Genomic DNA, 22,104 nt, shown 5'->3' with positions numbered 1-22,104 from the left:
AAGGTTTGCATAAAAAAAATCAACATATTACAGTATTCTTATAATCGTGCTATGCTTTTTATAGCGTTTTCAAATTCAAGGAGGTTTATATGGAGTTCATCGTTGCATTAAACGGAAAAGTAAACTATCCCCTTACATTAGATCCAGGAGTATGGATTTTTGATGATAGAAAAGAGGATTTACACACATTGTTCGATTTAGATAAATCGAAGGAAAACGAGCAAGAAAAATACTTAAAAGAAGTGTCTGCACATTGGGACCGCGAATTACAAGAGGGTGCCGTTCCCCCTTCAGAGCAAGAGCAAAAGAAAAAAAGTTCAAAAACCACTTTAAAAGAAACATTATTATCAAGTTCATTTGCAATTTCTCTATCCTATTTTATCTATAATGCACAACCGCTCCCTGACGCAGAAAAAGTTAGGCTTGAGTCAGGGGACGGTAGCGTTGAGATCACACTTGAGGAAGCACAAAACGGATACTTTGCTTTTTCTAACAGTGGAAAACCGCTAAAAGAAGACGGCCCTGTACATTTTTATTTTGGTGATGGTCGCAACAAAGAAAATCCGATCAAACACATTTCAGCAGTAACGATTCTTTAATTGAAAATGTAGACAGCTCATAATTGGGCTGTCTTTTTTAATGACCATACAACTTTATAATAGATCTGCAGCAATCTGAGCTAGCGATGAACGTTCTCCTTTTTCTAAGCGAACATGCCCACTCAATGCTTGATCTTTAAATTTCTCTACTACATACGTTAATCCGTTAGTAAATTCATCTAAATACGGATGATCGATCTGTTGAGGATCTCCTAAGAGAACGATCTTACTGCCTTCTCCGACACGTGTTAAAATGGTCTTTACTTCATGCTTCGTTAAATTTTGCGCTTCATCTATGATGATAAATTGGTCCGGCAAACTTCTTCCTCGAATATAAGTCAGTGCTTCAACATGAATTGAACCGATACCAGCTAAAATCTTTTCCAGTTCACCTGATTTTTTTGTATTAAATAAATATTCTAAGTTGTCATAGACAGGTTGCATCCACGGTTTTAATTTTTCTTCTTTTTCCCCTGGCAGATAGCCGATATCTTTTCCGACCGGAACGATCGGTCGAGCAATAAAGAGCTTGATATAATCTTTCAAATCCTCTGTTTGAAGAAGTGCTGCAGCGAGCGTTATCAGTGTTTTTCCAGTTCCAGCTTTACCGATCAGAGTTACGAGTGGCAAATCTTTTCTGAGAAGTAACTCAAACGCCATCTTTTGCTGAACATTTCTTGCTCGAATTCCCCATATTTGTTCTGAATCATATCGAAGCGGCTTTAACGTCTTACCGAATTCATCAACTTTTCCAAGAGCAGAAACCGAAGATCTGAACACATCCTTTAAGATTACAAATTGGTGAGGATGAAATGAGTGACCTGTCAACTCGATCAGTTGAAGTTCATTTTTTTCATAAAATTTATTCAACAGATCACCTTGTACATAAATTTCTTTATAGCCTGTGTACGTTTGATCATTCTTGTCTATAACGCGATCGCTCAGAAAATCTTCAGCTTCTATTCCAAGTGCGTCAGCTTTTACTCGGACGAGCACATCTTTTGAAACAAGTATAACTTTTATTCCGCTTTTCTTCTCTTCTTCTTCTTGTTTTAGGTTTAAGGTAACTGCCAGTATTCGGTTATCGTTTGTTTGTTCAACAAAGGTTTCCTGAAGCCTTTTAAAGGATTTATGGTTGAGTTCTACTCGAAGGGTACCTCCATTTTCTAGAGGAACTCCTTTATGAAGCTGTCCTTTTTGTCTGACTCTATCGATCAAACGAGAAACCTCACGTGCATTTCTTCCAATTTCGTCCATATAACGTTTCTTTGAATCCACTTCTTCTAACACGACTGCAGGAATGATCACTTCACTATCTCCAAAGGATTGTATGGAGTATGGATCCTGCAACAGCACGTTCGTATCTAGGACGTATCGTTTATTCAACATTCAGCCTCCTGACTTAATGTGTTCTAGTCATTGTTCATTTAGCGTCTTTATGGACTGCCTATTAAAAATGTATGTACAAAGGAATAAAGTTAGAAGAATGTACAAAAAATAAGGAAAATGAACTGGAAGGATGAATGTCATTGAAAATATTTCGTATCGTAGCCGTTCTTAGTGCTATATTCGTACTTTTTGGCTGCATGAACAATAATAATGATAACGCTCAAAATGACCAAAACACTCCGAGGCTTACTAAAGTCAACCAAACTGCAAATAGTAAGAAGCCTCACCAGCCAAAAGGATCTCAAGAAATATCGAGACACCTTGTAGGTCTCGCAACAGGTATTCCAGGCGTTGAAGATGCAACTGCAGTAGTATTAGGCCCATATGCAGTAGTAGGGATAGATGTAGATCGCAAGCTTGATAATTCAAAGGTTGGTTCTATAAAGTATTCAGTAGCAGAATCTCTAAAAAACGATCCAAATGGAAAGAATGCACTCGTTACAGCTGATCCTGATACGGTAGAAAGACTTCGTCAGATGGGTAAACAAATCCGGCAAGGTCATCCAATCGGCGGAATTATGAAGGAGCTTGCAGGGATCGTTGGACGTCTGATGCCACAAGTACCTCACAGTATACAAACGAAAAAGCCATCTCCAACAGAAACAAACGATAGTCAATTATCAGAAAGAGAACAACAAGAGCTTAAAAACCAACAACAAAAACAAGAAAAATCAGATAAAAATCAGCCTCAACGATTGAATGAAACGTGATTTTTTGAGATATGTAAAAAAGACTCATAGCGCCTTAGCTCATGAGTCTTTTTTACACTTGTTAAACACAGATGTTTTGTCGAAAATCGGATAAAAAATTTTATACTCGTAATTAATCAGAATTACCTCGTAATTAAGACTGCTTTCTACGGATAAAATACAAATTACCTCGTAAAAAACGATATGTGTTCGCTAAAGAAAGACACTCGGTTAATTTTGTTCACCCCAGGGTTACGTACATTGCTTTTTATCAAAAACGATCCGTTACATTACTCTCTACTCGCATCCCAAGCATCGTTCGTTTAATTTTCCAATTTCTTTATGGTATACTATTTGAAAGAGGTGAAATACGATGCGTGTAAAATGCGTATTATGTGATACGATCGAAGTAATTGAAAATGAATGCTCACTTGCAAAAAAATTAAGAAACCGTCCCATACACACGTTTATGTGCGAATCTTGCAGAGAACGCATAACGCGAAAAACCGCTCAGCGTGAAGCTACAGGTAATTTCACATTATATCGAAGTCCGGATACAAACAATGATTGGTAATAACATAAGAATTATTTCATGGATTTTATTTGGTTCCCTTGCCGGCATTCTGCTGGCTTGTTTTTTTTACGTTCCAGAAGTGTTATTTGGATTGAATCTTTACACATTCTTATTAAATATTGATTTCCTGCCTCTTCCTGATTCCGTTATCTATAATGAACCTTTTCAATTTGTTCTTCATATTATCATAGCGATCATTTTGATTGCATTCGTAGATCTGTTCTGCAGAATTTATTATCATCCCTATCAGATTTCGTTAATCATAAATGTGATCATGTCTTTTACATTTTTTCCTCTGTACCACCTAGCTGTTGAAAAGCCATTCTCAGCCCCACTAACCTTACCTTTTATCATTTGGCTGCTCGGCCATATACTCTTCGCGATAATCATAGCTTATTTTGTTACACTCCTAAACAAAAAAAGGAGTACTGATTAATCAGTACTCCTCGTTAAATCTTGGTTCACTTTGAATTCCTTCATATAAAGCATCGATACTATCGATAAAAAACTTTTCGGAGTTTTCAATGCCGTTAACTTCATACAAAACGACATAAAACGGACCTGAAGTCGATACAGTAGAGATGTTTACATGATGATCCTCTGTGAGAATCTCAGTAAAAAACTCAAAAGTCTCCTTAGCTGCTTGGTCTCGGGGTCTCTCTTCATGTACTTTCTTAATGCTCAACCAATTGGATAGAGCGTCAACAAGTTGCATAATGAACCCCCTATCAGCTTTTTTCTTTCTTGCTCTGATGAAGCCGGACTTTATAGATGATCAAGATGAGTGCGGCTACCATCAAACCTTCAGCAACAGGCAAACCGATGCCGAAAAATGCTAGTGGCAGACATCCGATAATCAAAAACAAATAGATGACTATCGCTTTTAGCGGCGGCAGTTTTTTTGCAAAACCTAACTTAAAAACAATGATACTTAACACTGTTATGATGAGATATAACAGCAGAAAAGCTCTGACAGGGTCGTTTTCAATTCCTAGCAGCAATGCCATGGAGGATGAATCTTCCCCTGTCGCTTTCATGATTTCTTGTTCCTCCACGATTCCCACTCCCGATCGTTTTGTTAAGAAATACGTTTAGCCTTGAGCAAGTTTCTTTTTCTTTTCTACTCTTTCACGCTCGTTCTTATCAAGTACTTTTTTACGAAGACGAATGCTTTCAGGTGTTACTTCACAATACTCGTCATCGTTCAAGTATTCTAACGCTTCTTCTAATGACATGATACGAGGCTTCTTCATGCTAACCGTTTGGTCTTTGTTCGCAGAACGCATATTTGTCATCTGCTTCACTTTTACGATGTTAACCGTAATATCATTCTCACGAGTGTGTTCCCCCACGATCATACCCGTGTATACTTCTGTTCCTGGCTCAATAAAGATCGTACCACGGTCTTCAACACCCATGATTCCGTATTGAGATGCTTTTCCGTTTTCCATTGAAACCAGTACACCTTGACGACGTCCACCAACGTTTCCAGCAACCATAGGCTGATAGCTGTCGAACGTGTGGTTTAGGATTCCGTATCCGCGTGTTTGTGTTAAGAATTCAGTCGTATAACCGATTAAACCACGAGCAGGTACCATGAACTCAAGACGCACTTGACCAGAACCGTTGTTCACCATGTTCTTCATTTCACCTTTACGGTCTCCTAAAGATTCCATGATCGCACCTGTGTACTCTTCAGGAATGTCAATTTGAACATGTTCAACTGGCTCACATTTAACGCCATCAATTTCACGAACGATTACTTCTGGCTTTGATACTTGAAGTTCAAATCCTTCACGGCGAAGGTTTTCAATCAAGATTGAAAGGTGAAGTTCACCACGACCAGAAACTGTCCAAACATCTGGAGAATCCGTGTTTTCAACACGAAGACTTACATCAGTTTCAAGCTCAGACATTAAGCGCTCTTCAATTTTACGGCTTGTTACATATTTTCCTTCACGACCAGCGAACGGTGAGTTGTTAACTAAGAAAGTCATCTTCAATGTTGGCTCATCGATACGAAGAACAGGAAGTGCTTCTTCTTGACCTTCAGGACAAACTGTTTCCCCAACGTTGATCTCTTCCATTCCAGATACAGCGATTAAGTCTCCAGCTTTTGCTTCATTGATCTCAATACGTTTCAAACCTAAGAAACCAAACAGCTTTGTAACACGGAACTTTTTAACTGATCCATCAAGCTTCATTAATGAAACGGCTTGACCAACTTTAATCGTTCCACGGAATACACGACCAATACCGATACGTCCAAGGTAGTCGTTGTAATCAAGCATCGTAACTTGGAACTGAAGTGGCTCAGCGCTGTTATCTTCTGGAGCAGGAATCGTGTCAATAATTGTATCAAGAAGAGCTGTCATATTTTCATCTTGCTTGCTAGGATCCATTGAAGCTGTTCCTTTAAGCGCAGATGCATAAACAACAGGGAATTCTAATTGATCTTCTTCAGCACCTAGTTCAATGAATAGATCGATTACTTCGTCTACTACTTCTTCTGGGCGTGCAAAGTCACGGTCAATTTTGTTTACAACTACGATTGGCGTTAACTTTTGCTCTAGCGCTTTTTTCAAAACAAAACGCGTTTGCGGCATACAACCTTCATATGCATCTACAACAAGTAGAACACCATCAACCATTTTCATGATACGTTCTACTTCACCACCGAAATCGGCATGTCCTGGAGTGTCCATGATGTTAATGCGTTTCTCGTTATAATTAATCGCTGTATTTTTAGCTAGAATTGTAATTCCACGCTCACGTTCTAAAGCATTGGAATCCATAGCACGTTCATTAACTTGTTCATTGTCACGGAAAGTTCCTGACTGATGTAGCAATTTGTCCACCAATGTCGTTTTACCATGGTCAACGTGGGCAATAATTGCTATATTGCGTAAATCATCTCTTCTATTCAAGTGTATTCTCTCCTTATATCCTATCTCTTTTTCTTATCATTTTTTGTTCAACTTGACTATTATATCACAAATTTACAGAAAGGCTTTTTCTTTTTATGTAAATTCGGTACACTTATACAGTATAGACAAGTTTTTGGCTTGGAGGTCATCATGAATATCATTTTCTTTTTTATAGCTCTACTAACGGCATTTGCAATATGTGGCATTGGAATAGCTATTGGTGAAAAAAGCTGGTTGATCTTTCTTATATCGACCGTTTCTGTATTTTTTCTTATGGGATACGGGTTTACTCTTAAAAAGAAGCAAAGAGAACGTTCCTAATCGGACGTTCTCTTTTTTGCGTTGCGCTTTATAATAAGTGGTCTAATATTTCTTTATGCAACCCTGGCTTTGCAGCGAGAATACTGTTTTGTTCAAGAAGCTGTACAGGTTCTCCATCCGTTCTACTTACAATCCCACCTACTTCATTTAAAAGGATTAAACCTGCTGCGAAATCCCACGGGGAAAGTCGAAGTGTCATATAGGCATCGAGTCTTCCTGATGCAACATAAGCAAGTTCAATTGCAGCAGAGCCGTATGATCGAGTCCCTCTAGATTTTCTGATGATCTGTTGGACATGCTCGTGATTGATTCGTCTGTTCGGACCCGCCCACGTTGCATTAACACCAACAACAGATTCTGATAAAGTGACTTCCTCTAATTTCGGTAATTTCTTATCGTTTAAATAAGCACCTTCACCATCTTTAGCAAAATAAAGGTTACTTCCCTCCACATCATATATCAATCCTAGTTTTCCGATTCCATCTTCATAAACTCCAATTGAAATCGCAAAATTAGCTTGTTGATGGATAAAATTTGTTGTGCCATCGATCGGGTCAATAATCCAAATAACACCATTGGAATTCCCTTTTATCTCATCTCCAAAGCCTTCTTCCCCAAGTACTTTATGGTCTGGGAAGGTTTGTTGTATCTTATTAATAAAAAATTTCTCAATACTCTTATCCATATCCGTGACTAGATCTGCGATATGAGATTTATATGTAATCGTTAATGTGCTCTGAAAAGAATCTTTTAAGAGCTGTGCGGCTTCAAGTGTCCATGTCTTCATGTGTTTCTCTATGGTTATCATTTCTTCGTTCGTCATGTTTTCACTCCTTACCTTTACTATAGTATAAGGCAATTTCATTCTCTTCACAAAAAAACGAACCATCCGTTCATGATGGATTCGTTTTTGTTATCCGCTATCAGCTTGGATCATGCTTCTAATCTCACGAGCTCCAGCCTTAATCGTTCGAGCTTACGCTTCGATTCGTTGATCTGTTTTTGATCTTTCGCTTTTAAAGCATCAAACAAAGTAGCTAGTTCATAATCAATCTCAAGTTTTAATACTGGAATTCTTCTTTCTGCATCCGTTCTTTTTAAAGTGTTCATTACTTGTTTCATTTCACGGGCACATCCTTTCTTTTCGTTTTCTTCTTTTCTTCATTTTATGAAGCAACCATGTATATGGAAACGGCACTTTGCGGAATCTAATGCAAACATTTTTTTATAAAGCTTTTCGTATGGTAAAATTCTTTGTAGCACTTGATCATCAGGAGGATTTTTCAAATGACATTTAACGGATTTAATGATTCAGACTTCAATGTTTTCCAAACGCAAGGTCTTGATGAGCGTATGGAGCAAATCATCAGCCAGATTCGGCCAAAACTTGAGTCCTTAGGTAATAAATATGCAGAAGAACTTACTGTTCTTACTGGAGAAGAAATGTTCTTTCATGTAGCAAAACATGCAAGAAGGACTGTAAATCCTCCAAAGGATACTTGGGTAGCCTTTGCACCTAACAAAAGAGGATATAAAATGTTGCCACATTTTCAAATAGGACTTTGGGAAACACATGTATTTCTGTGGTTCGCGCTCATTTACGAAGCACCAATAAAGGATGCTTATGGCCAATTGATCCTTAAGAACCTAAACAAGATTAAGAAGAACATACCTAACGATTTCGTATGGTCTGATGATCATATGAAGCCGGATAGTTTTCCACATCGTGAGGTTAAAAAGGAACGACTAGAAGAAATGGCAAGCCGTCTTAGCACTGTGAAAAAAGCTGAATTGCTTTGTGGCGTTCGCATTGAAAGAGACAAAGCGTCAAACATGAGTGAGAATGACTGGTACGAACGAATTGATGAAACGTTTAAGACGCTTTTACCCCTATACGAATTAAAGAAAAAACTGTAATGAAAAAAAGTGGCAGGAAGCAGAGAATACGCTGCTTCTTACCACTAGTATATTGCCGTACAACAGAAATGTATGGGTAAGTATCATCATTGTTAGAAAAGTGTTAGAATAGGTTGTTTAATCTTTGTTTAATGGCTTCAGCTTCCGTATTCATCCTATTGAATAATTCTTCTACTGAAGGTATATCTTTAATCCTTCCGATAATTTGTCCAGCCCACCCAAAGCCTTCTCCACTTTTTCCTTCATAAATAAATTTTTGATTGGCCGCACCACTAATGTAATCCTTTATTTGATCATACGTTCCACCCATACCTTCTTCTTTTAAAATGTTGAGTGTGAAATCTGTTCTGAGCGTTCTGCCGGGGGCCCCTAGCGTTCTTTTAATAACCACCGTATCTAGTTCTGAACTTTCAACTACAAGTTTTTTATATGATGAATGTGCATGAACACATTCTTTTGTAGCTATAAATCTTGTACCCATCTCAACACCTTCCGCTCCTAGAGCCAGCGCTGCCATCAGTCCTTTTCCATCCCCGATTCCTCCAGAGGCGATTACTGGGATCGAAACATTTTCAACTACTCCAGGAATTAACACAATTGTACCCGTGTCATCCTTTCCGATATGGCCACCGCCTTCTTGACCTACCGCCATTACAGCATCCGCGCCTAATTGTTCTGCTTTTATAGCTTGTCTGACACTTGATACAAGGACTAATGTTTGAATACCTGTATCTCTTAGTCGCTCTAATACTGGTGCTGGATTGCCTCCCGTTACACTGATTACCTTTACACCTTCTTCAATTGCAGTCTCAAGCATGTCTTCATATGGCCTACCATGCTGTCCGATTGCAAAATTAACTCCAAAAGGGTTTGAGGTTAATTTTTTTGTCTTCTGAATTTCAGACTTTAATGACTTTGAATCTGCTAATGACATAGCTGTAATCTGACCTAAACCACCCGCGTTAGAAACGGCTGAAGCAAGTTCAGAATATGCCAGATATGCGAGCCCTCCTTGAATAATTGGAAACTTAATTTGTAATAGTTCTGTTAGTCTAGTGTTCAACTCATTTCCTCCTTGAAAATTAAATCATTTACTTACATCTTCATGCATTTTCTGTTATACTTCTTTTGTTTTATAAAAAGATAAAATTTATTATCAGTTAACGATAGATGAGGTGTAGAATACATTGTCTCAACACGAAACTCCTTTATTTACTGGTTTGCGTGAACATGCAAACAAGAACCCATTACAGTTTCACATTCCTGGTCACAAAAAAGGGCAAGGAATGGATGAAGAATTTAAAGATTTTATTGGACCGAACGCATTATCAATCGACCTTATTAACATTACACCACTAGATGACCTGCATCATCCAAAAGGAATGATTAAAAAAGCACAAGCACTTGCTGCACAAGCATTTGGTGCGGATCACACTTTCTTTTCTGTACAAGGAACAAGCGGTGCCATCATGACGATGATCATGTCTGTTGTGTCACCAGGAGATAAGATTCTTGTACCACGAAACGTTCATAAATCGATTATGACAGCAATCGTATTCTCAGGCGCAACTCCAATCTTTATCCACCCTGAGATCGATCCTGAACTAGGGATCTCACACGGAATAACACCAGACAGTGTAGAAAAGGCTTTAAATCAGCATCCAGACACAAAAGCTGTGCTTGTTATCAACCCAACTTATTTTGGTTTCGCTGCTGACTTAAAAGGAATCGTCGATATTGCTCATCGATTTGACGTACCTGTACTTGTAGATGAAGCACACGGTGTTTTGATCCACTTTCATGATCACATGCCACTATCTGCCATGCAAGCTGGAGCAGACATGGCAGCAACGAGCGTTCATAAACTGGGCGGGTCATTGACAGGAAGCTCCATTTTAAACGTGAGGGAAGGTCTTGTTTCACCTGAACGCGTGCAAACCATTCTAAGTATGATGACTACGACATCTACATCCTATATCCTTCTTGCCTCTTTGGATGCGGCTCGTCGCCGTCTTGCCACTGAAGGGTATACACTAATTGAAAAAACAATTCGACTTGCTAATGAAACGAGAGCAAAGATCAATGATATCCCTAACCTATACTGTGTAGGTGAAGAAAAGCTTGGCACATCTGCAACTTTTGATTATGATCCATCAAAGCTTTTAATATCAGTAAAAGACTTAGGCATTACAGGATATGACGCGGAAACTTGGCTTCGTCAAAACTTTAATATTGAAGTGGAATTATCTGATCTCTACAACATCCTTTGTTTGATTACAACGGCAGATCATGAAAAAGATACAATGGTACTCGTTCAAGCGTTATCTCAACTTTCTGATGAGTTAAGCCATTCAAAGAATGAGGAGATCAAATCAATACCTGTACACGTTCCAGATATTCCTGTGCTTGCATTATCACCACGTGATGCATTTTACGCAAATACAGAGAGTGTTCCGTTTGAAGAATCTGCCGGCAGGATTATAGCAGAGTTCGTAATGGTCTATCCCCCTGGAATACCGATTTTCATTCCTGGTGAAATCATCACAAAAGAAAACTTAGATTATATTAAAGAAAACCTTGAAGCCGGTCTACCCGTTCAAGGTCCAGAAAATGCAGATTTAAAGTACTTGAAGGTTATTCAAGAACAAGTTGCCATACGCTGATTTTCTCAAAAAAAAGAAGACCTTAAGAGGTCTTCTTTTTTTCTTACTTATCTAAGTTCGTTTGCTCGTGGCAATGCGGGCATGTGTTTGAATATAATGTGGTCACTTTTTCCTCTTCAAAATGTTCAATTGTTGTTTCACACGTTTGGCAAATGATTACTCCCATCCGTTCCATCTCCCTTCACATTTTGAAAGCGCTTACGTTTGTAATCTTATATTATTATGTCACATTAACTTTGTCAACACATTTAGTATAACACATTAAAAAAATATGCTATTTAATCATATTGCTCAATGGTATGGATATTAGGAACAGCCTCTTCAAAAAATAGTGCTAGATCTTCCGCTTCTTTAAGGGTTTTAATATGAAAAACCTGTTTGATGTATTCCAAATTCCGCATATCGTTCGAGTCCAATAAAGCCGATCTTCCCGTTTGCATACATACTACTAATGGTTTACCGAAGAACATATTCGTATAAACAATACCAAAATCATACCTGACAGTATCTGTAGTAAAACCTACAAACCTGACATTAACGGATTCACTCTCGTCATACAATTTCTCAAACCATTCCATATTACCCCTCCTCGTATGATTGCCTCTTTCATCGATCGGGTCGTCTATTACTGGAATTAAATAAGTTATACTAATAAGAGTGTCATTGAATGTAAGAGTAATTCCCTAATTTCAGAAGATTCAAACTCGATTTGTCAAAATCTTCTTAAAATATGATATACTATTAGTATGTTTGGATGACGTTAAAAATTACAAATTGGAGTGGATTACATGTCTCAAAGCGCCTATGTAAAACTTGTTCCCGCATCTGAAAAACAAGTGATCACAATAGATGAACTGAAAGACCTTCTGCTGTATTATCGTTCCATCACGACTAAAACAGGTGAACAATTATCATGGGGCTATGAAGATGCAGCGTTTCCGTATACGATCGAGGAAAAAGCAGAAGCTGACGGGCGATGGTTTTATTTAAAAGGTTTAGATCAAAGGAAAAATAAATATATTTTAGTTGGTATCGGAACAGAAAAAGAAAGTGACTCAGATCTTGAAAAACATTACATACAATTTACCCTAACCGATATTTCAACTCACGGTGACAAAGGTAAGGCCAATGAGTTCTGTAAGTTTATCGCTTCAAAACTAAAAGGCGAACTTCACCTTTTTAATGGCAGAGTAATGTATTATTACCCCAAAAAATAAGGAAAGTATAGGTGATTTTCTATAGGAAGCCCAATCATATGATTGGACTTCCTATTTTATTTTTACTACAATGTAAACTTTCGGGCCCTTAGGGAAAAATAAAATGGATACATATCATGAAAGGATGTGAAGAAATGAAAAAACAACCAAATACTGTTTTTATCGTTTCACTAATAATTTCTGTCGTTTTTGTTATCATAGGAAGTTTATTTCCTACCGAATTCCAAGCTAAGGCTACCGTCATTCAAAATTTCTTACAAGAGAAATTCGGCTGGTTCTATCTACTTTCTGCTACAAGCTTTTTGATTTTTGTACTTTATCTAGCTTTTAGTAAGTACGGAAAAATTAAACTTGGAGAACCAGATGATAAACCTGAATACTCTACTATCACGTGGTTTGCTATGCTGTTTAGTGCTGGTATGGGTATAGGGCTTGTCTTTTGGGGTGTAGCTGAGCCAATCAGCCATTTTTATACTCCACCATCAGGCGAAGGAGGAAATGCCGCCTCTGCTCAAGCTGCGCTTCGATATAGCTTCTTTCATTGGGGATTGCACCCTTGGGGAATATACACGTTAATCGGGTTGTCACTTGCTTATTTTAAATTTAGAAAAGGTGCACCTGGATTAATCAGTGCAATCTTTACTCCTTTATTAGGTGACAAAGTTCATGGACCAATTGGTAAAACGATTGATATAATCGCCGTATTTGCAACGATTTTTGGAGTAGCAACTTCGTTAGGTCTTGGAGCTGTCCAAATAAGCGGTGGAGTATCTTATTTAACGAACATTGCAAATAACTTTACGACACAATTGATCATCATCGGCATTGTGACTGTCTTATTTACACTTTCTGCTCAAACAGGATTAAACAAAGGGATTAAATACTTAAGTAACCTGAACATTTTTATAGCTGTTCTGTTAATGGCGTTCTTGCTTTTTGCGTCATCAACAAACTTCATCATGGATGTTTTCGTACAATCTCTTGGGAACTACCTGCAATACCTTCCAAGCATGAGTTTAAAACTAAGTCCTTTCAGACCTAGTGAAGCAGGCTGGATTCAAGGTTGGACAGTCTTTTATTGGGCTTGGTGGATCGCATGGGCACCATTCGTTGGTACATTTATCGCTCGTGTTTCAAAAGGTAGAACAATTCGTGAATTTATCATGGGTGTATTGCTTGTCCCGACTGTTTTTGGTGCACTTTGGTTTTCTATTTTCGGCGGAGCAGCCTTGCATCTAGAAATTTTTAATAATGTCGGTCTAAACAAGATCATTGCGGACAAAGGTACAGAGGTCGCTCTTTTCGCACTCTTTGAACATCTTCCGTTCGGAACGATCATGTCCTTATTAGCCATTTTCTTAATCAGTACGTTCTTCATTACATCTGCTGATTCTGCTACGTTCGTTCTAGGTATGCAAACAAGTGACGGTCGATTGAATCCTACTTCTATGACTAAATTCATTTGGGGTATCGTTATCGCAGCAGCTTCATCGATACTATTGTACACCGGCGGATTAGAAGGATTGCAAACTGCATCGATTATAGCAGCTTTCCCGTTTGCATTCGTACTGATCTTTATGATGATCTCTCTTAAAAAGGCACTTTCTGAAGAGACAAAATTAAAATAAGCTGTTTTATGATATTCAATGTTGCTCTGAAAGTATAATTTAAGCTCACACTAACTCGCTATCCATGCGGCCTAAGGTGAGCTTCCTGGTGCTTTCTGCCATAGGAGTCTCTAGCCACATTGCGCTATATTCAGCATGCTTAGGAAGCATCTATGAGCTATCCAATCATCATTTTACCGGTAACATAAATAAGAGTTAACGATATCGTCATGTTTAAAGCTACTGATTTGTTTATGTTTAAACGCTGTGCTACCAGAAAATTAAAATACCCAAACATCAACATTAATATTGTTTCAAAAAAATTATGGTCATGATGTGAGAGAAACAGTACGATTGAATAACCGCACCACATTACAATCTGAATGAAAGTGCATAATAAAACTCTCATCGCTTCCTCCATTTTAACGATATGAATTATTTTGATAGGGCTTAATCAAATTAGAAAAAACCACTGTCTACATTTATCTGTTTAGACAAGTGCTTCTAAATAAAGATTATGATGCGTTTACTTATATATGATTGAACAGAAAAAAACCCCTTGTGAGCTGTAAAAACAGTCACAAGGGGTTTTCACTTATTTATTTTACAATGTGTACAGGAAGTCCAATCGCAACTTCAGCTGCTTCCATAGAAATTTCTCCGAAAGTCGGATGAGCGTGAATAGTCATAGCGATGTCTTCAGCAGTCATACCTGCTTCGATTGCTAATCCTAATTCTGCGATCATGTCAGATGCATTTCCACCAGCAATTTGAGCTCCTAGTACAAGTCCATCTTCTTTACGAGTGATTAGTTTCATGAAACCATCTGTCTCGTTCATAGATAGAGCACGACCATTTGCTGCAAACGGGAATTTAGAAGCTTTCACTTCATATCCTGCTTCTTTTGCTGATTTTTCATCATAACCAACAGAAGCTAGTTCTGGGTCTGTGAATACTACAGCCGGAATCGCTAAGTAATCAATTTCTGCCGCATGTCCTGAAATCACTTCCGCTGCTACTTTACCTTCATAAGAAGCCTTATGAGCAAGAGCTGGACCTTCTACGACATCACCGATTGCATAGATGCCGTTAACACTTGTTTGAGCTTTCTTATTGATTTTGATAAGACCGCGTTCAGTCATTTCAACACCAACTTGCTCAAGACCTAGTTCTTCAGTGTTTGGACGACGTCCAACAGTAACAAGAACATAGTCAGCTTCAAATGTCTTAGATTCACCTTTGATCTCAGCAGTTACAGTAACTCCGTCTTTTGTTTCTTCAACGCCTTTTGCCATTGCTTCAGTAAATACTTCCACATTGCCTTTTTTCTTTAAGCGTTTAGAAACGACTTGACTCATTTGCTTTTCGAAACCTGGAAGGATTTGTTTTCCACCTTCAAGGATTGTTACTTCAGTACCGAAGTTAGCATAAGCTGTTCCAAGCTCCATACCGATATAACCACCACCGATAACAACCATCTTCTTAGGAATTTCTTTAAGAGCAAGAGCTCCTGTAGAAGAGATAATACGGTCACTCCATTTGAATCCTGGGATTTCAATAGGACGTGAACCCGTAGCGATGATCGCATTTTTAAACGTATAGGTTTGAGAGTTCTTCTCATCCATAATACGTACAGTGTTTTCATTTACGAAATAAGCTTCACCACGAATGATCTCAACTTTATTTCCTTTTAAAAGTCCTTCAACCCCGCCAGTAAGCTTCTTAACGATGCCTGCTTTCCAGTCTTGAACTTTGCTGAAATCAACTGTTACGTTATCAACAGTAATCCCCATATCTTCAGAGTGATTAGCATGTTCTACACGGTGACCTGCATTAATTAAAGCTTTTGATGGAATACAACCAACGTTCAAACAAACGCCGCCCATTTCTGCCTTTTCCGCAATAGCCACTTTTTGTCCTAACTGTGCTGCACGAATTGCTGCAACATATCCCCCAGGACCTGAACCTATGACAAGTGTGTCTAACTCAATTGGAAAATCTCCTACTACCATCGAATTACGCCTCCATTACTAATAGTTGTGGATCGTTCAATAAACGCTTAATGTGATTCAATGCATTTTGAGCTGTTGCACCATCGATCAGACGGTGGTCAAAGCTAAGAGATAAAGCTAAAACAGGAGCTACTACTACTTCTCCGTCTTTAACAACTGCTTTTTCAGCAATACGGCCGATACCTAAGATCGCTACTTCTGGGTGGTTGATTACTGGAGTGAACCATTGACCGCCTGCAGAACCGATATTTGTAATCGTACAAGATCCGCCCTTCATCTCTTCACCAGAAAGCTTACCATCACGTGCTTTAGTAGCTAGTTCATTGATTTCAGAAGAGATTTTGAAGATGGATTTACGATCAGCATCTTTAACAACTGGTACCATTAGTCCGTTATCTGTATCTGCCGCAATACCGATGTTGTAATAGTGCTTGTATACGATTTCTTCGTTCGCATCGTCGATAGATGCATTAAGCACAGGGTATTCACGCAATGCAGAAGTTAATGCTTTTACCACGTATGGAAGATAAGTAAGCTTAATGCCTTTATCTGCAGCAACTTGCTTAAATTTCTTACGGTGTGCAACAAGATCAGTAACGTCCACTTCATCCATTAGTGTAACATGCGGAGCTGTATGTTTGGAGTTAACCATCGCTTTTGAGATCGCTTTTCTAATACCTTTGATCTTTTCACGAGTTTCCATTTCTCCAGCAGGAATTGCTTTAGGCGCTTCTTTCTTCGCTTCAGCTTTTGGAGCTGCTTCGGTTTCAGTAGCTTGTGGTGCTGCTTCAGCTGCTCCGCCGCCGCTTACGAATTTGTCGATGTCTTCTTTAAGTACACGTCCGTTATCTCCAGAACCTTGTACTTTACGAATATCAACTTCTTTTTCACGCGCATATTTACGAACAGAAGGCATTGCGATTACACGCTTAGATTCGTCTGCTGGTTCTTCTTTAGCTGTATCTTCAGTTTTATCTGTTTTAGATTCTGATTTGTCAGCTTCTTTAGCTTGATCAGCAGTTACGTTCTTTTCTTCTTCAGCTTTAGGTTGTTCTGGAGCTTCCTCGCCACCACCATGAGCATCAGCAGGAATTTCACCTTCTGCTTCAATTGTTACTAGAACATCACCAACAACAGATACTGTTCCTTCGTCTACTTTTAGTTCAAGAATTTTACCGTCTACAGGTGATGGAATTTCAACTACAGCTTTATCGTTTTGTACTTCAAGCAGGATATCGTCTTCTTTAACTTCATCCCCTGCTTTTACAAACCACTTTACGATCTCACCTTCGTGAATTCCTTCTCCAATATCGGGAAGCTTAAATTCAAATGCCACGATTAACGCCTCCTAGTTAATAACAATCTTTTTTCGTCACTGATGTGAAAGAGCTGAAAGAAACAGTCTAGTACAGACGTCTCTTTCAGCTAACCTTCATTTTTTTTTTAGAAATTGTAGACTTTCTTTGCTTTGTCTACAATATCACGATGATCTGGAATCCAAACATCTTCTGCAGAAGCATATGGGAACACTGTGTCTGGTGCAGTAACACGCAGTACAGGTGCTTCTAAGTGAAGGATTGCACGGTCGTTGATTTCAGCTACAACGAACGCTCCAATACCAGCTTGTTTTTGTGCTTCTTGTACAACAATCGCTCGACCTGTTTTTTCAACAGACGCCATGATCGTTTCGATATCAAGCGGGCTGATTGTACGAAGGTCGATCACTTCAGCAGAGATGCCTTCTTTTTCTAATTCTTCAGCAGCTTTTAGTGATGCGTGAACCATAGCACCGTAAGTAATAATAGAAACATCCTTACCTTCACGTTTCACATCTGCTTTTCCAAGTTCGATCGTGTATTCTTCCTCAGGCACTTCGCCACGGAAAGAACGGTATAGTTTCATATGCTCTAGATAAACTACTGGGTCATTATCACGAATTGCAGAGATTAATAGACCTTTTGCGTCATAAGGAGTTGAAGGAATAACAACTTTGATACCAGGAGTTTGGTACATTAAACCTTCAAGGCTGTCTGCATGAAGCTCAGGTGTTTTAACGCCTCCACCAAATGGTGAACGGATCGTTACTGGAGAAGTGTAAACCCCGCCTGAACGGTATCTCATACGACCCATTTGTGCAGCAACTGAATCAAATACTTCAAATACGAAACCGAAGAACTGAATCTCCATTACTGGACGGAAACCTGTAAGCCCTAGACCTATTGCAAGTCCCCCAATTCCAGACTCAGCTAGCGGAGTATCAAAAACGCGATCTTCTCCAAATTCTTTTTGAAGTCCTTCAGTAGCACGGAATACTCCACCGTTTTGGCCTACGTCTTCACCGAAAACAAGAACTTGTTCATTGCTTTTTAATTCATTGCGCATAGCGTCTGTAATTGCTTGAATCATAGTCATTTGAGCCATATTATTTCGACTCCTTTGCTGTGTATTCTTCTAACTGCTCACGAAGGTTGAACGGAAGGTCTTCAAACATGAAGCCGATAAGGTCAGTGACCTTTTGCTTAGGCGCTCCGTCTGCTTTCTTGATCGCAGCTTTAATATCTTCTTTTGCTTCTTCTACAACTTTGTTTTCTTGCTCTTCAGACCAAAGGTTCTTCTTTTCCAAGAACTTACGGAAACGAACAAGTGGATCTTTCTTTTCCCATTCGTTATCAAGATCTTTTGTACGGTAACGAGTAGGATCATCTCCTGCCATCGTATGTGGTCCGTAACGATAAGTAAGAGTTTCAATTAATGTAGGACCTTCACCAGAAATGGCACGTTCACGAGCTTGTTGAGTCGCTGCATAAACTGCAAGAACATCCATTCCATCAACTTGAATTCCTTCAATACCAGCTGCAACTGCTTTTTGAGCGATCGTTTTTGCTGCAGATTGCTTTTCAACTGGAACAGAGATTGCAAAACGGTTGTTTTGAACAACGAAGATCGTGTTAGCACGGTATGCTCCTGCAAAGTTTAAACCTTCGTAGAAGTCACCTTGTGATGCTCCACCGTCACCAGTGTAAGTGATACATACGTTCTTTTTACCTTGTTTCTTAAGTCCGAAACCAACACCAGCAGCTTGAATAATTTGAGCTCCGATGATGATTTGAGGCATCAATACGTTTACACCTTCAGGAATCTGTCCACCTTGGAAGTGTCCGCGAGACCATAAGAATGCTTGTGTTAATGGGAAGCCGTGGAAAACCATTTGAGGGATATCACGGTATCCTGGAAGAATCCAGTCTTCTTTATCTAAAGCATAGTGAGTTCCAAGCATGGAAGCTTCTTGTCCTGCTACTGGAGCATAGAATCCAAGACGCCCTTGTCTGTTTAGAGAGATAGCACGCTGATCCCAAATTCGTGTGTAAACCATGCGGCGCATTAGTTCTTGCAGATCTTCATCAGACAAATTCGGCATTGCCGATTCGTTAACAACTTCTCCATCTTCAGAAAGAATCTGGAACGTTTCAAATTGATCTTGAACTGCATCAATTGTTTTCGTCATGAAAAGTCACCTCTTCCTTTCTTTTACCCTGTCAATTTTCCCTAATCTTAAAAACATGCACATATTTAATAGGTTGCCCAAAGTGAAACATTTTTAAGACAGGTTTATATTTTTAAAAGGCTTTTAGGTATGCCTTTGTATACCCACTGAAGTTTTCCCTTGTATCAAAGAGCTAAACCATCTTGCGGCATCCTAACTGTATTACTAATTTACATATCTAGAGTAACACAACAATCCTTTTCACGTAAATTAGTTTACACCACTGCTCATACACAGTCAATCTATAGGTTGCATATAGTTGCCACATCTTTTTTACTTTGTTCATATGACGTTTACAACTCTCATCCCCGTAACTGTTTCATTATAATTTTACTGCTGTATCAGTCATTGTATGCTTTTATAGATACGCTTACAGTCGAAGGGTAAAATAGAAGATGAAGCAAAATATTTTATTCCCGTTCTTTTTTATTAAAAATCCTCTATGTTATGATAAGGGGAAACTAAATTAACTTAAAAGTATATCGGCACGGAGGTTTTGCTTGTGTTAACAATGAAAGATGTTATAAGAGAAGGTCACCCAACACTTAGAGAAAAAGCAGTCGAAGTACCTTTTCCTTTTTCAGATGAAGATATTAAAACAGCTAATCAACTCCTGGAATTTGTAAAGAACAGCCAAGATCCGGAACTTGCGGCAAAATACAATTTAAGACCAGGTATTGGGATTGCTGCACCTCAAATCGGAATCTCAAAACGAATTTTTGCTTTTCATGTATCTGATGAAAACGGAAATCTATACAGTTATGCACTGTTGAATCCGAAAATTATTAGTCATTCGGTTCAAATGACTTATTTAGATGGAGGAGAAGGATGCTTGTCTGTAGACAGAGATGTGCCTGGACTTGTACCTCGATATGCCAAGGTTACTGTAAAAGGGTTCACACCTGACGGCTCAGAAGTTAGCTTGAAGTTAAAAGGGCTTCCTGGCATTTGCTTTCAACATGAACTTGACCATTTAGACGGTATCATGTTCTATGATCGAATCAATGAAAAACAACCATTTGAACCTCCTGCAAATTCTGTTGTTATCAGATAACGATTAACTAAAAAAACTCACTAAGTCGAAAGATCGACTTAGTGAGCTTTTTGTTTTTACGCATAAATTGCTACCTGAATTAGTTACTACATTTTATTAAGCTACATCACGATCATCATCAACGAGCATTACATCTTCATCGCTTGTTTTACTTCGAATGAATAAGATAGATACAAATACAGTCGTTATTGTAGCAATCGTGTAGGATATTCCATTCGACAGCCCAAGACCTATTGGAGCATTACAAATGTAAGTAACAGTCACCATCGTCATAAAAATTGCAGGCAGCGTAGCGATCCAATGATTTTTTTTCGATCTTTTCAAATACATAGCTCCTACCCAAAGAGCTAGCATTGCCGTTGATTGGTTCGCCCAAGAAAAATAACGCCATAATAATGTAAAATCAATCTTAGTTAATAGAAAAGAAATAACAAACATTGGTATAGCAATCCAAAGCCTCGAAGATAATTTCTTTTGACCAATGTTAAAGTAATCAGCTAGTATCATTCTAGCACTTCGGAAAGAGGTATCTCCCGAAGTAATCGGTAAAATGATGACACCGATTACCGCAAGCGTCCCTCCGATTGCTCCTAGCATCGTTACTGACACTTCACTGACAACTGCGGCTGGTCCACCTTCTGCAATAATTCCAGATAACGATTTTCCATCAAATAAACTCATTGCAGCCGCTGCCCAGATCATCGCGATTACAGCTTCTGCAATCATCATGCCATAAAAAATTTTTCTACCTTCTTTTTCATTTTTAGTCGTGCGAGAAATAATAGGAGATTGGGTAGCATGAAATCCTGAAAGTGCTCCGCAAGAAATCGTCAAGAATAAGAGCGGAAATATAGGAACATTATCTGGATGCATATTTTCAAATGAGAGTTCAGGGATCGGTGCCCCTGTAACTACTAGACCCCCACCTATTCCAATAGCACTTATAACAAGCAATGCACCAAAGATTGGATAGACACGACCTATTATCTTATCGATCGGTAAGAGTGTAGCTAGAATATAATAAACAAAGATCAAACCAATGATGAGACTTATGCTTAACCAGTCTCCAGTAAGATCATGAATCAATGCTGCTGGAGCACTAACAAAAACAGTCCCTACTAACAACAAGAGTAAAAGAGTAAAGCCATTTACAACATGTCTCATCGCATTCCCTAAAAATTTACCAGCTAGTTGTGGTAAATGTGCCCCTCTATTACGAATGGATATCATGCCAGTCAAATAATCATGAACAGCTCCAGCAAATATGGCACCAAGTACAATCCAAAGAAATGCAACCGGACCGTATAGCGCACCCATAATGGGACCAAAAATAGGACCCACCCCGGCAATGTTCAATAACTGGATCAGAGAATTCGTTTTTGTACCCATCGGGACGTAATCGATACCATCTTCTTGCGCATATGCAGGAGTCTTTCTTTTCTGTTTTACTCCAAACACTTTTTCAACGTACTTTCCATACGTAAAATAACCTACGACCAATAACACGATTGAAACTAAGAATGTAATCAAC

24 protein-coding genes are annotated in these 22,104 nt (G+C 38.7%); 10 read left to right on the top strand and 14 right to left on the bottom strand.

Annotation, left to right across the window (positions count from 1 at the left end; genetic code table 11):
• The first annotated feature begins 89 nt into the window (after positions 1-89).
• On the top strand, positions 90-599 hold the full coding sequence (locus tag IHV09_RS05160) for a peptidyl-prolyl cis-trans isomerase (RefSeq protein ID WP_197127617.1): 510 nt from the start codon (positions 90-92) through the stop codon (positions 597-599).
• A 54-nt stretch (positions 600-653) separates the two neighbouring features.
• On the opposite strand, the gene IHV09_RS05155 is transcribed toward IHV09_RS05160, so the two are convergent.
• Positions 654-1,988 carry a PhoH family protein gene (locus IHV09_RS05155; protein ID WP_197127616.1) on the bottom strand — a complete coding sequence of 445 codons (1,335 nt, stop codon included), beginning with the start codon at positions 1,986-1,988 and terminating at the stop codon, positions 654-656.
• Positions 1,989-2,128: 140 nt separating this feature from the next.
• Between IHV09_RS05155 and IHV09_RS05150 the strand changes: the two genes are divergently transcribed.
• From IHV09_RS05150 to IHV09_RS05140, 3 genes are all read left to right on the top strand, one after another.
• Positions 2,129-2,758 (top strand): YhcN/YlaJ family sporulation lipoprotein, encoded by a 630-nt coding sequence (locus IHV09_RS05150; protein WP_231618130.1) that lies wholly within the window; start codon positions 2,129-2,131, stop codon positions 2,756-2,758.
• A 352-nt stretch (positions 2,759-3,110) separates the two neighbouring features.
• Positions 3,111-3,311: a YlaI family protein gene (locus IHV09_RS05145; protein WP_197127614.1), complete on the top strand. Its 201-nt coding sequence runs from the start codon at positions 3,111-3,113 to the stop codon at positions 3,309-3,311.
• A complete protein-coding gene (locus IHV09_RS05140; protein WP_197263788.1) occupies positions 3,301-3,747 on the top strand; it encodes a hypothetical protein in 447 nt (148 codons plus the stop codon). Before IHV09_RS05145 ends, IHV09_RS05140 begins: the two co-directional genes overlap by 11 nt.
• Here IHV09_RS05140 and IHV09_RS05135 read toward each other — a convergent pair whose 3' ends face one another.
• From IHV09_RS05135 to typA, 3 genes are all read right to left on the bottom strand, one after another.
• Complete coding sequence (locus tag IHV09_RS05135) at positions 3,748-4,026, bottom strand: hypothetical protein (protein ID WP_197127612.1); 279 nt, start codon at positions 4,024-4,026, stop codon at positions 3,748-3,750.
• Between the two features lie 13 nt (positions 4,027-4,039).
• Positions 4,040-4,318 carry a YlaH-like family protein gene (locus IHV09_RS05130; RefSeq protein WP_231618199.1) on the bottom strand — a complete coding sequence of 93 codons (279 nt, stop codon included), beginning with the start codon at positions 4,316-4,318 and terminating at the stop codon, positions 4,040-4,042.
• An 84-nt stretch (positions 4,319-4,402) separates the two neighbouring features.
• On the bottom strand, positions 4,403-6,238 hold the full coding sequence (gene typA, locus IHV09_RS05125; protein ID WP_197263787.1) for a translational GTPase TypA: 1,836 nt from the start codon (positions 6,236-6,238) through the stop codon (positions 4,403-4,405).
• Between the two features lie 150 nt (positions 6,239-6,388).
• Between typA and IHV09_RS05120 the strand changes: the two genes are divergently transcribed.
• Positions 6,389-6,559: a DUF5325 family protein gene (locus IHV09_RS05120; RefSeq protein WP_231618129.1), complete on the top strand. Its 171-nt coding sequence runs from the start codon at positions 6,389-6,391 to the stop codon at positions 6,557-6,559.
• A gap of 28 nt (positions 6,560-6,587) precedes the next feature.
• Here IHV09_RS05120 and IHV09_RS05115 read toward each other — a convergent pair whose 3' ends face one another.
• Together IHV09_RS05115 and IHV09_RS05110 are read right to left on the bottom strand one after the other, a co-directional pair.
• The gene (locus IHV09_RS05115; protein ID WP_197127611.1) at positions 6,588-7,382 is read right to left on the bottom strand and encodes an inositol monophosphatase family protein; all 795 of its coding nucleotides are present in this window, start codon (positions 7,380-7,382) and stop codon (positions 6,588-6,590) included.
• Between the two features lie 110 nt (positions 7,383-7,492).
• Positions 7,493-7,681, bottom strand: a complete 189-nt coding sequence (locus IHV09_RS05110; RefSeq protein ID WP_066393326.1) for a hypothetical protein — start codon at positions 7,679-7,681, stop codon at positions 7,493-7,495.
• Between the two features lie 165 nt (positions 7,682-7,846).
• On the opposite strand from IHV09_RS05110, the gene IHV09_RS05105 reads away from it, so the two are divergent.
• Positions 7,847-8,476: a YktB family protein gene (locus IHV09_RS05105; protein ID WP_197263786.1), complete on the top strand. Its 630-nt coding sequence runs from the start codon at positions 7,847-7,849 to the stop codon at positions 8,474-8,476.
• A 103-nt stretch (positions 8,477-8,579) separates the two neighbouring features.
• Here the strand turns inward: IHV09_RS05105 and IHV09_RS05100 are convergent, their stop codons facing one another.
• Positions 8,580-9,539: an NAD(P)H-dependent flavin oxidoreductase gene (locus tag IHV09_RS05100; protein WP_197263785.1), complete on the bottom strand. Its 960-nt coding sequence runs from the start codon at positions 9,537-9,539 to the stop codon at positions 8,580-8,582.
• Between the two features lie 124 nt (positions 9,540-9,663).
• Here IHV09_RS05100 and IHV09_RS05095 point away from each other — a divergent pair, with 124 nt between their 5' ends.
• The gene (locus tag IHV09_RS05095; RefSeq protein WP_191755264.1) at positions 9,664-11,139 is read left to right on the top strand and encodes an aminotransferase class I/II-fold pyridoxal phosphate-dependent enzyme; all 1,476 of its coding nucleotides are present in this window, start codon (positions 9,664-9,666) and stop codon (positions 11,137-11,139) included.
• 43 nt (positions 11,140-11,182) lie between these two features.
• Here the strand turns inward: IHV09_RS05095 and IHV09_RS05090 are convergent, their stop codons facing one another.
• A complete protein-coding gene (locus IHV09_RS05090) occupies positions 11,183-11,305 on the bottom strand; it encodes a GapA-binding peptide SR1P (protein ID WP_082861350.1) in 123 nt (40 codons plus the stop codon).
• Between the two features lie 112 nt (positions 11,306-11,417).
• Positions 11,418-11,717: a DUF3055 domain-containing protein gene (locus IHV09_RS05085; protein ID WP_197127608.1), complete on the bottom strand. Its 300-nt coding sequence runs from the start codon at positions 11,715-11,717 to the stop codon at positions 11,418-11,420.
• A 210-nt stretch (positions 11,718-11,927) separates the two neighbouring features.
• On the opposite strand from IHV09_RS05085, the gene IHV09_RS05080 reads away from it, so the two are divergent.
• On the top strand, positions 11,928-12,356 hold the full coding sequence (locus IHV09_RS05080) for a DUF1885 family protein (RefSeq protein ID WP_197127607.1): 429 nt from the start codon (positions 11,928-11,930) through the stop codon (positions 12,354-12,356).
• A gap of 134 nt (positions 12,357-12,490) precedes the next feature.
• Positions 12,491-13,984 (top strand): glycine betaine uptake BCCT transporter, encoded by a 1,494-nt coding sequence (locus tag IHV09_RS05075; protein ID WP_197263784.1) that lies wholly within the window; start codon positions 12,491-12,493, stop codon positions 13,982-13,984.
• A gap of 578 nt (positions 13,985-14,562) precedes the next feature.
• Here the strand turns inward: IHV09_RS05075 and lpdA are convergent.
• From lpdA to pdhA, 4 genes are all read right to left on the bottom strand, one after another.
• Positions 14,563-15,975, bottom strand: coding sequence for a dihydrolipoyl dehydrogenase (gene lpdA, locus IHV09_RS05070; RefSeq protein WP_197127605.1), 1,413 nt, complete (start codon positions 15,973-15,975; stop codon positions 14,563-14,565).
• A 4-nt stretch (positions 15,976-15,979) separates the two neighbouring features.
• Positions 15,980-17,311 carry a dihydrolipoamide acetyltransferase family protein gene (locus IHV09_RS05065; RefSeq protein ID WP_197263783.1) on the bottom strand — a complete coding sequence of 444 codons (1,332 nt, stop codon included), beginning with the start codon at positions 17,309-17,311 and terminating at the stop codon, positions 15,980-15,982.
• A gap of 107 nt (positions 17,312-17,418) precedes the next feature.
• A complete protein-coding gene (locus IHV09_RS05060) occupies positions 17,419-18,396 on the bottom strand; it encodes an alpha-ketoacid dehydrogenase subunit beta (RefSeq protein ID WP_144701024.1) in 978 nt (325 codons plus the stop codon).
• Between the two features lies 1 nt (position 18,397).
• Entirely contained in the window at positions 18,398-19,480 is a 1,083-nt protein-coding gene (gene pdhA, locus IHV09_RS05055; protein WP_197127603.1) for a pyruvate dehydrogenase (acetyl-transferring) E1 component subunit alpha, read from the bottom strand.
• 541 nt (positions 19,481-20,021) lie between these two features.
• Here pdhA and def point away from each other — a divergent pair.
• Positions 20,022-20,573: a peptide deformylase gene (gene def / locus IHV09_RS05050; protein WP_197191221.1), complete on the top strand. Its 552-nt coding sequence runs from the start codon at positions 20,022-20,024 to the stop codon at positions 20,571-20,573.
• A 96-nt stretch (positions 20,574-20,669) separates the two neighbouring features.
• Here the strand turns inward: def and IHV09_RS05045 are convergent, their stop codons facing one another.
• Complete coding sequence (locus IHV09_RS05045) at positions 20,670-22,103, bottom strand: carbon starvation CstA family protein (protein ID WP_197191222.1); 1,434 nt, start codon at positions 22,101-22,103, stop codon at positions 20,670-20,672.
• Between the last annotated feature and the right edge of the window lies 1 nt (position 22,104).

The sequence above is a fragment of the Fictibacillus sp. 23RED33 genome (assembly GCF_015903925.1).
Taxonomy (GTDB): domain Bacteria; phylum Bacillota; class Bacilli; order Bacillales; family Fictibacillaceae; genus Fictibacillus; species Fictibacillus phosphorivorans.
This window is presented reverse-complemented; position numbering and strand designations above follow the sequence as displayed.

Bases quoted from the DNA above. Each gene is read 5' to 3' on its own strand.
- IHV09_RS05160 (WP_197127617.1), top strand. From the start codon at position 90: ATGGAGTTCATCGTTGCATTAAACGGAAAAGTAAACTATCCCCTTACA.
- IHV09_RS05155 (WP_197127616.1), bottom strand. From the start codon at position 1,988: ATGTTGAATAAACGATACGTCCTAGATACGAACGTGCTGTTGCAGGAT.
- IHV09_RS05145 (WP_197127614.1), top strand. From the start codon at position 3,111: ATGCGTGTAAAATGCGTATTATGTGATACGATCGAAGTAATTGAAAAT.
- IHV09_RS05140 (WP_197263788.1), top strand. From the start codon at position 3,301: ATGATTGGTAATAACATAAGAATTATTTCATGGATTTTATTTGGTTCC.
- IHV09_RS05135 (WP_197127612.1), bottom strand. From the start codon at position 4,026: ATGCAACTTGTTGACGCTCTATCCAATTGGTTGAGCATTAAGAAAGTA.
- IHV09_RS05130 (WP_231618199.1), bottom strand. From the start codon at position 4,318: ATGGCATTGCTGCTAGGAATTGAAAACGACCCTGTCAGAGCTTTTCTG.
- IHV09_RS05120 (WP_231618129.1), top strand. From the start codon at position 6,389: ATGAATATCATTTTCTTTTTTATAGCTCTACTAACGGCATTTGCAATA.
- IHV09_RS05115 (WP_197127611.1), bottom strand. From the start codon at position 7,382: ATGACGAACGAAGAAATGATAACCATAGAGAAACACATGAAGACATGG.
- IHV09_RS05110 (WP_066393326.1), bottom strand. From the start codon at position 7,681: ATGAAACAAGTAATGAACACTTTAAAAAGAACGGATGCAGAAAGAAGA.
- IHV09_RS05105 (WP_197263786.1), top strand. From the start codon at position 7,847: ATGACATTTAACGGATTTAATGATTCAGACTTCAATGTTTTCCAAACG.
- IHV09_RS05090 (WP_082861350.1), bottom strand. From the start codon at position 11,305: ATGGGAGTAATCATTTGCCAAACGTGTGAAACAACAATTGAACATTTT.
- IHV09_RS05085 (WP_197127608.1), bottom strand. From the start codon at position 11,717: ATGGAATGGTTTGAGAAATTGTATGACGAGAGTGAATCCGTTAATGTC.
- IHV09_RS05080 (WP_197127607.1), top strand. From the start codon at position 11,928: ATGTCTCAAAGCGCCTATGTAAAACTTGTTCCCGCATCTGAAAAACAA.
- IHV09_RS05075 (WP_197263784.1), top strand. From the start codon at position 12,491: ATGAAAAAACAACCAAATACTGTTTTTATCGTTTCACTAATAATTTCT.
- lpdA (WP_197127605.1), bottom strand. From the start codon at position 15,975: ATGGTAGTAGGAGATTTTCCAATTGAGTTAGACACACTTGTCATAGGT.
- IHV09_RS05060 (WP_144701024.1), bottom strand. From the start codon at position 18,396: ATGGCTCAAATGACTATGATTCAAGCAATTACAGACGCTATGCGCAAT.
- pdhA (WP_197127603.1), bottom strand. From the start codon at position 19,480: ATGACGAAAACAATTGATGCAGTTCAAGATCAATTTGAAACGTTCCAG.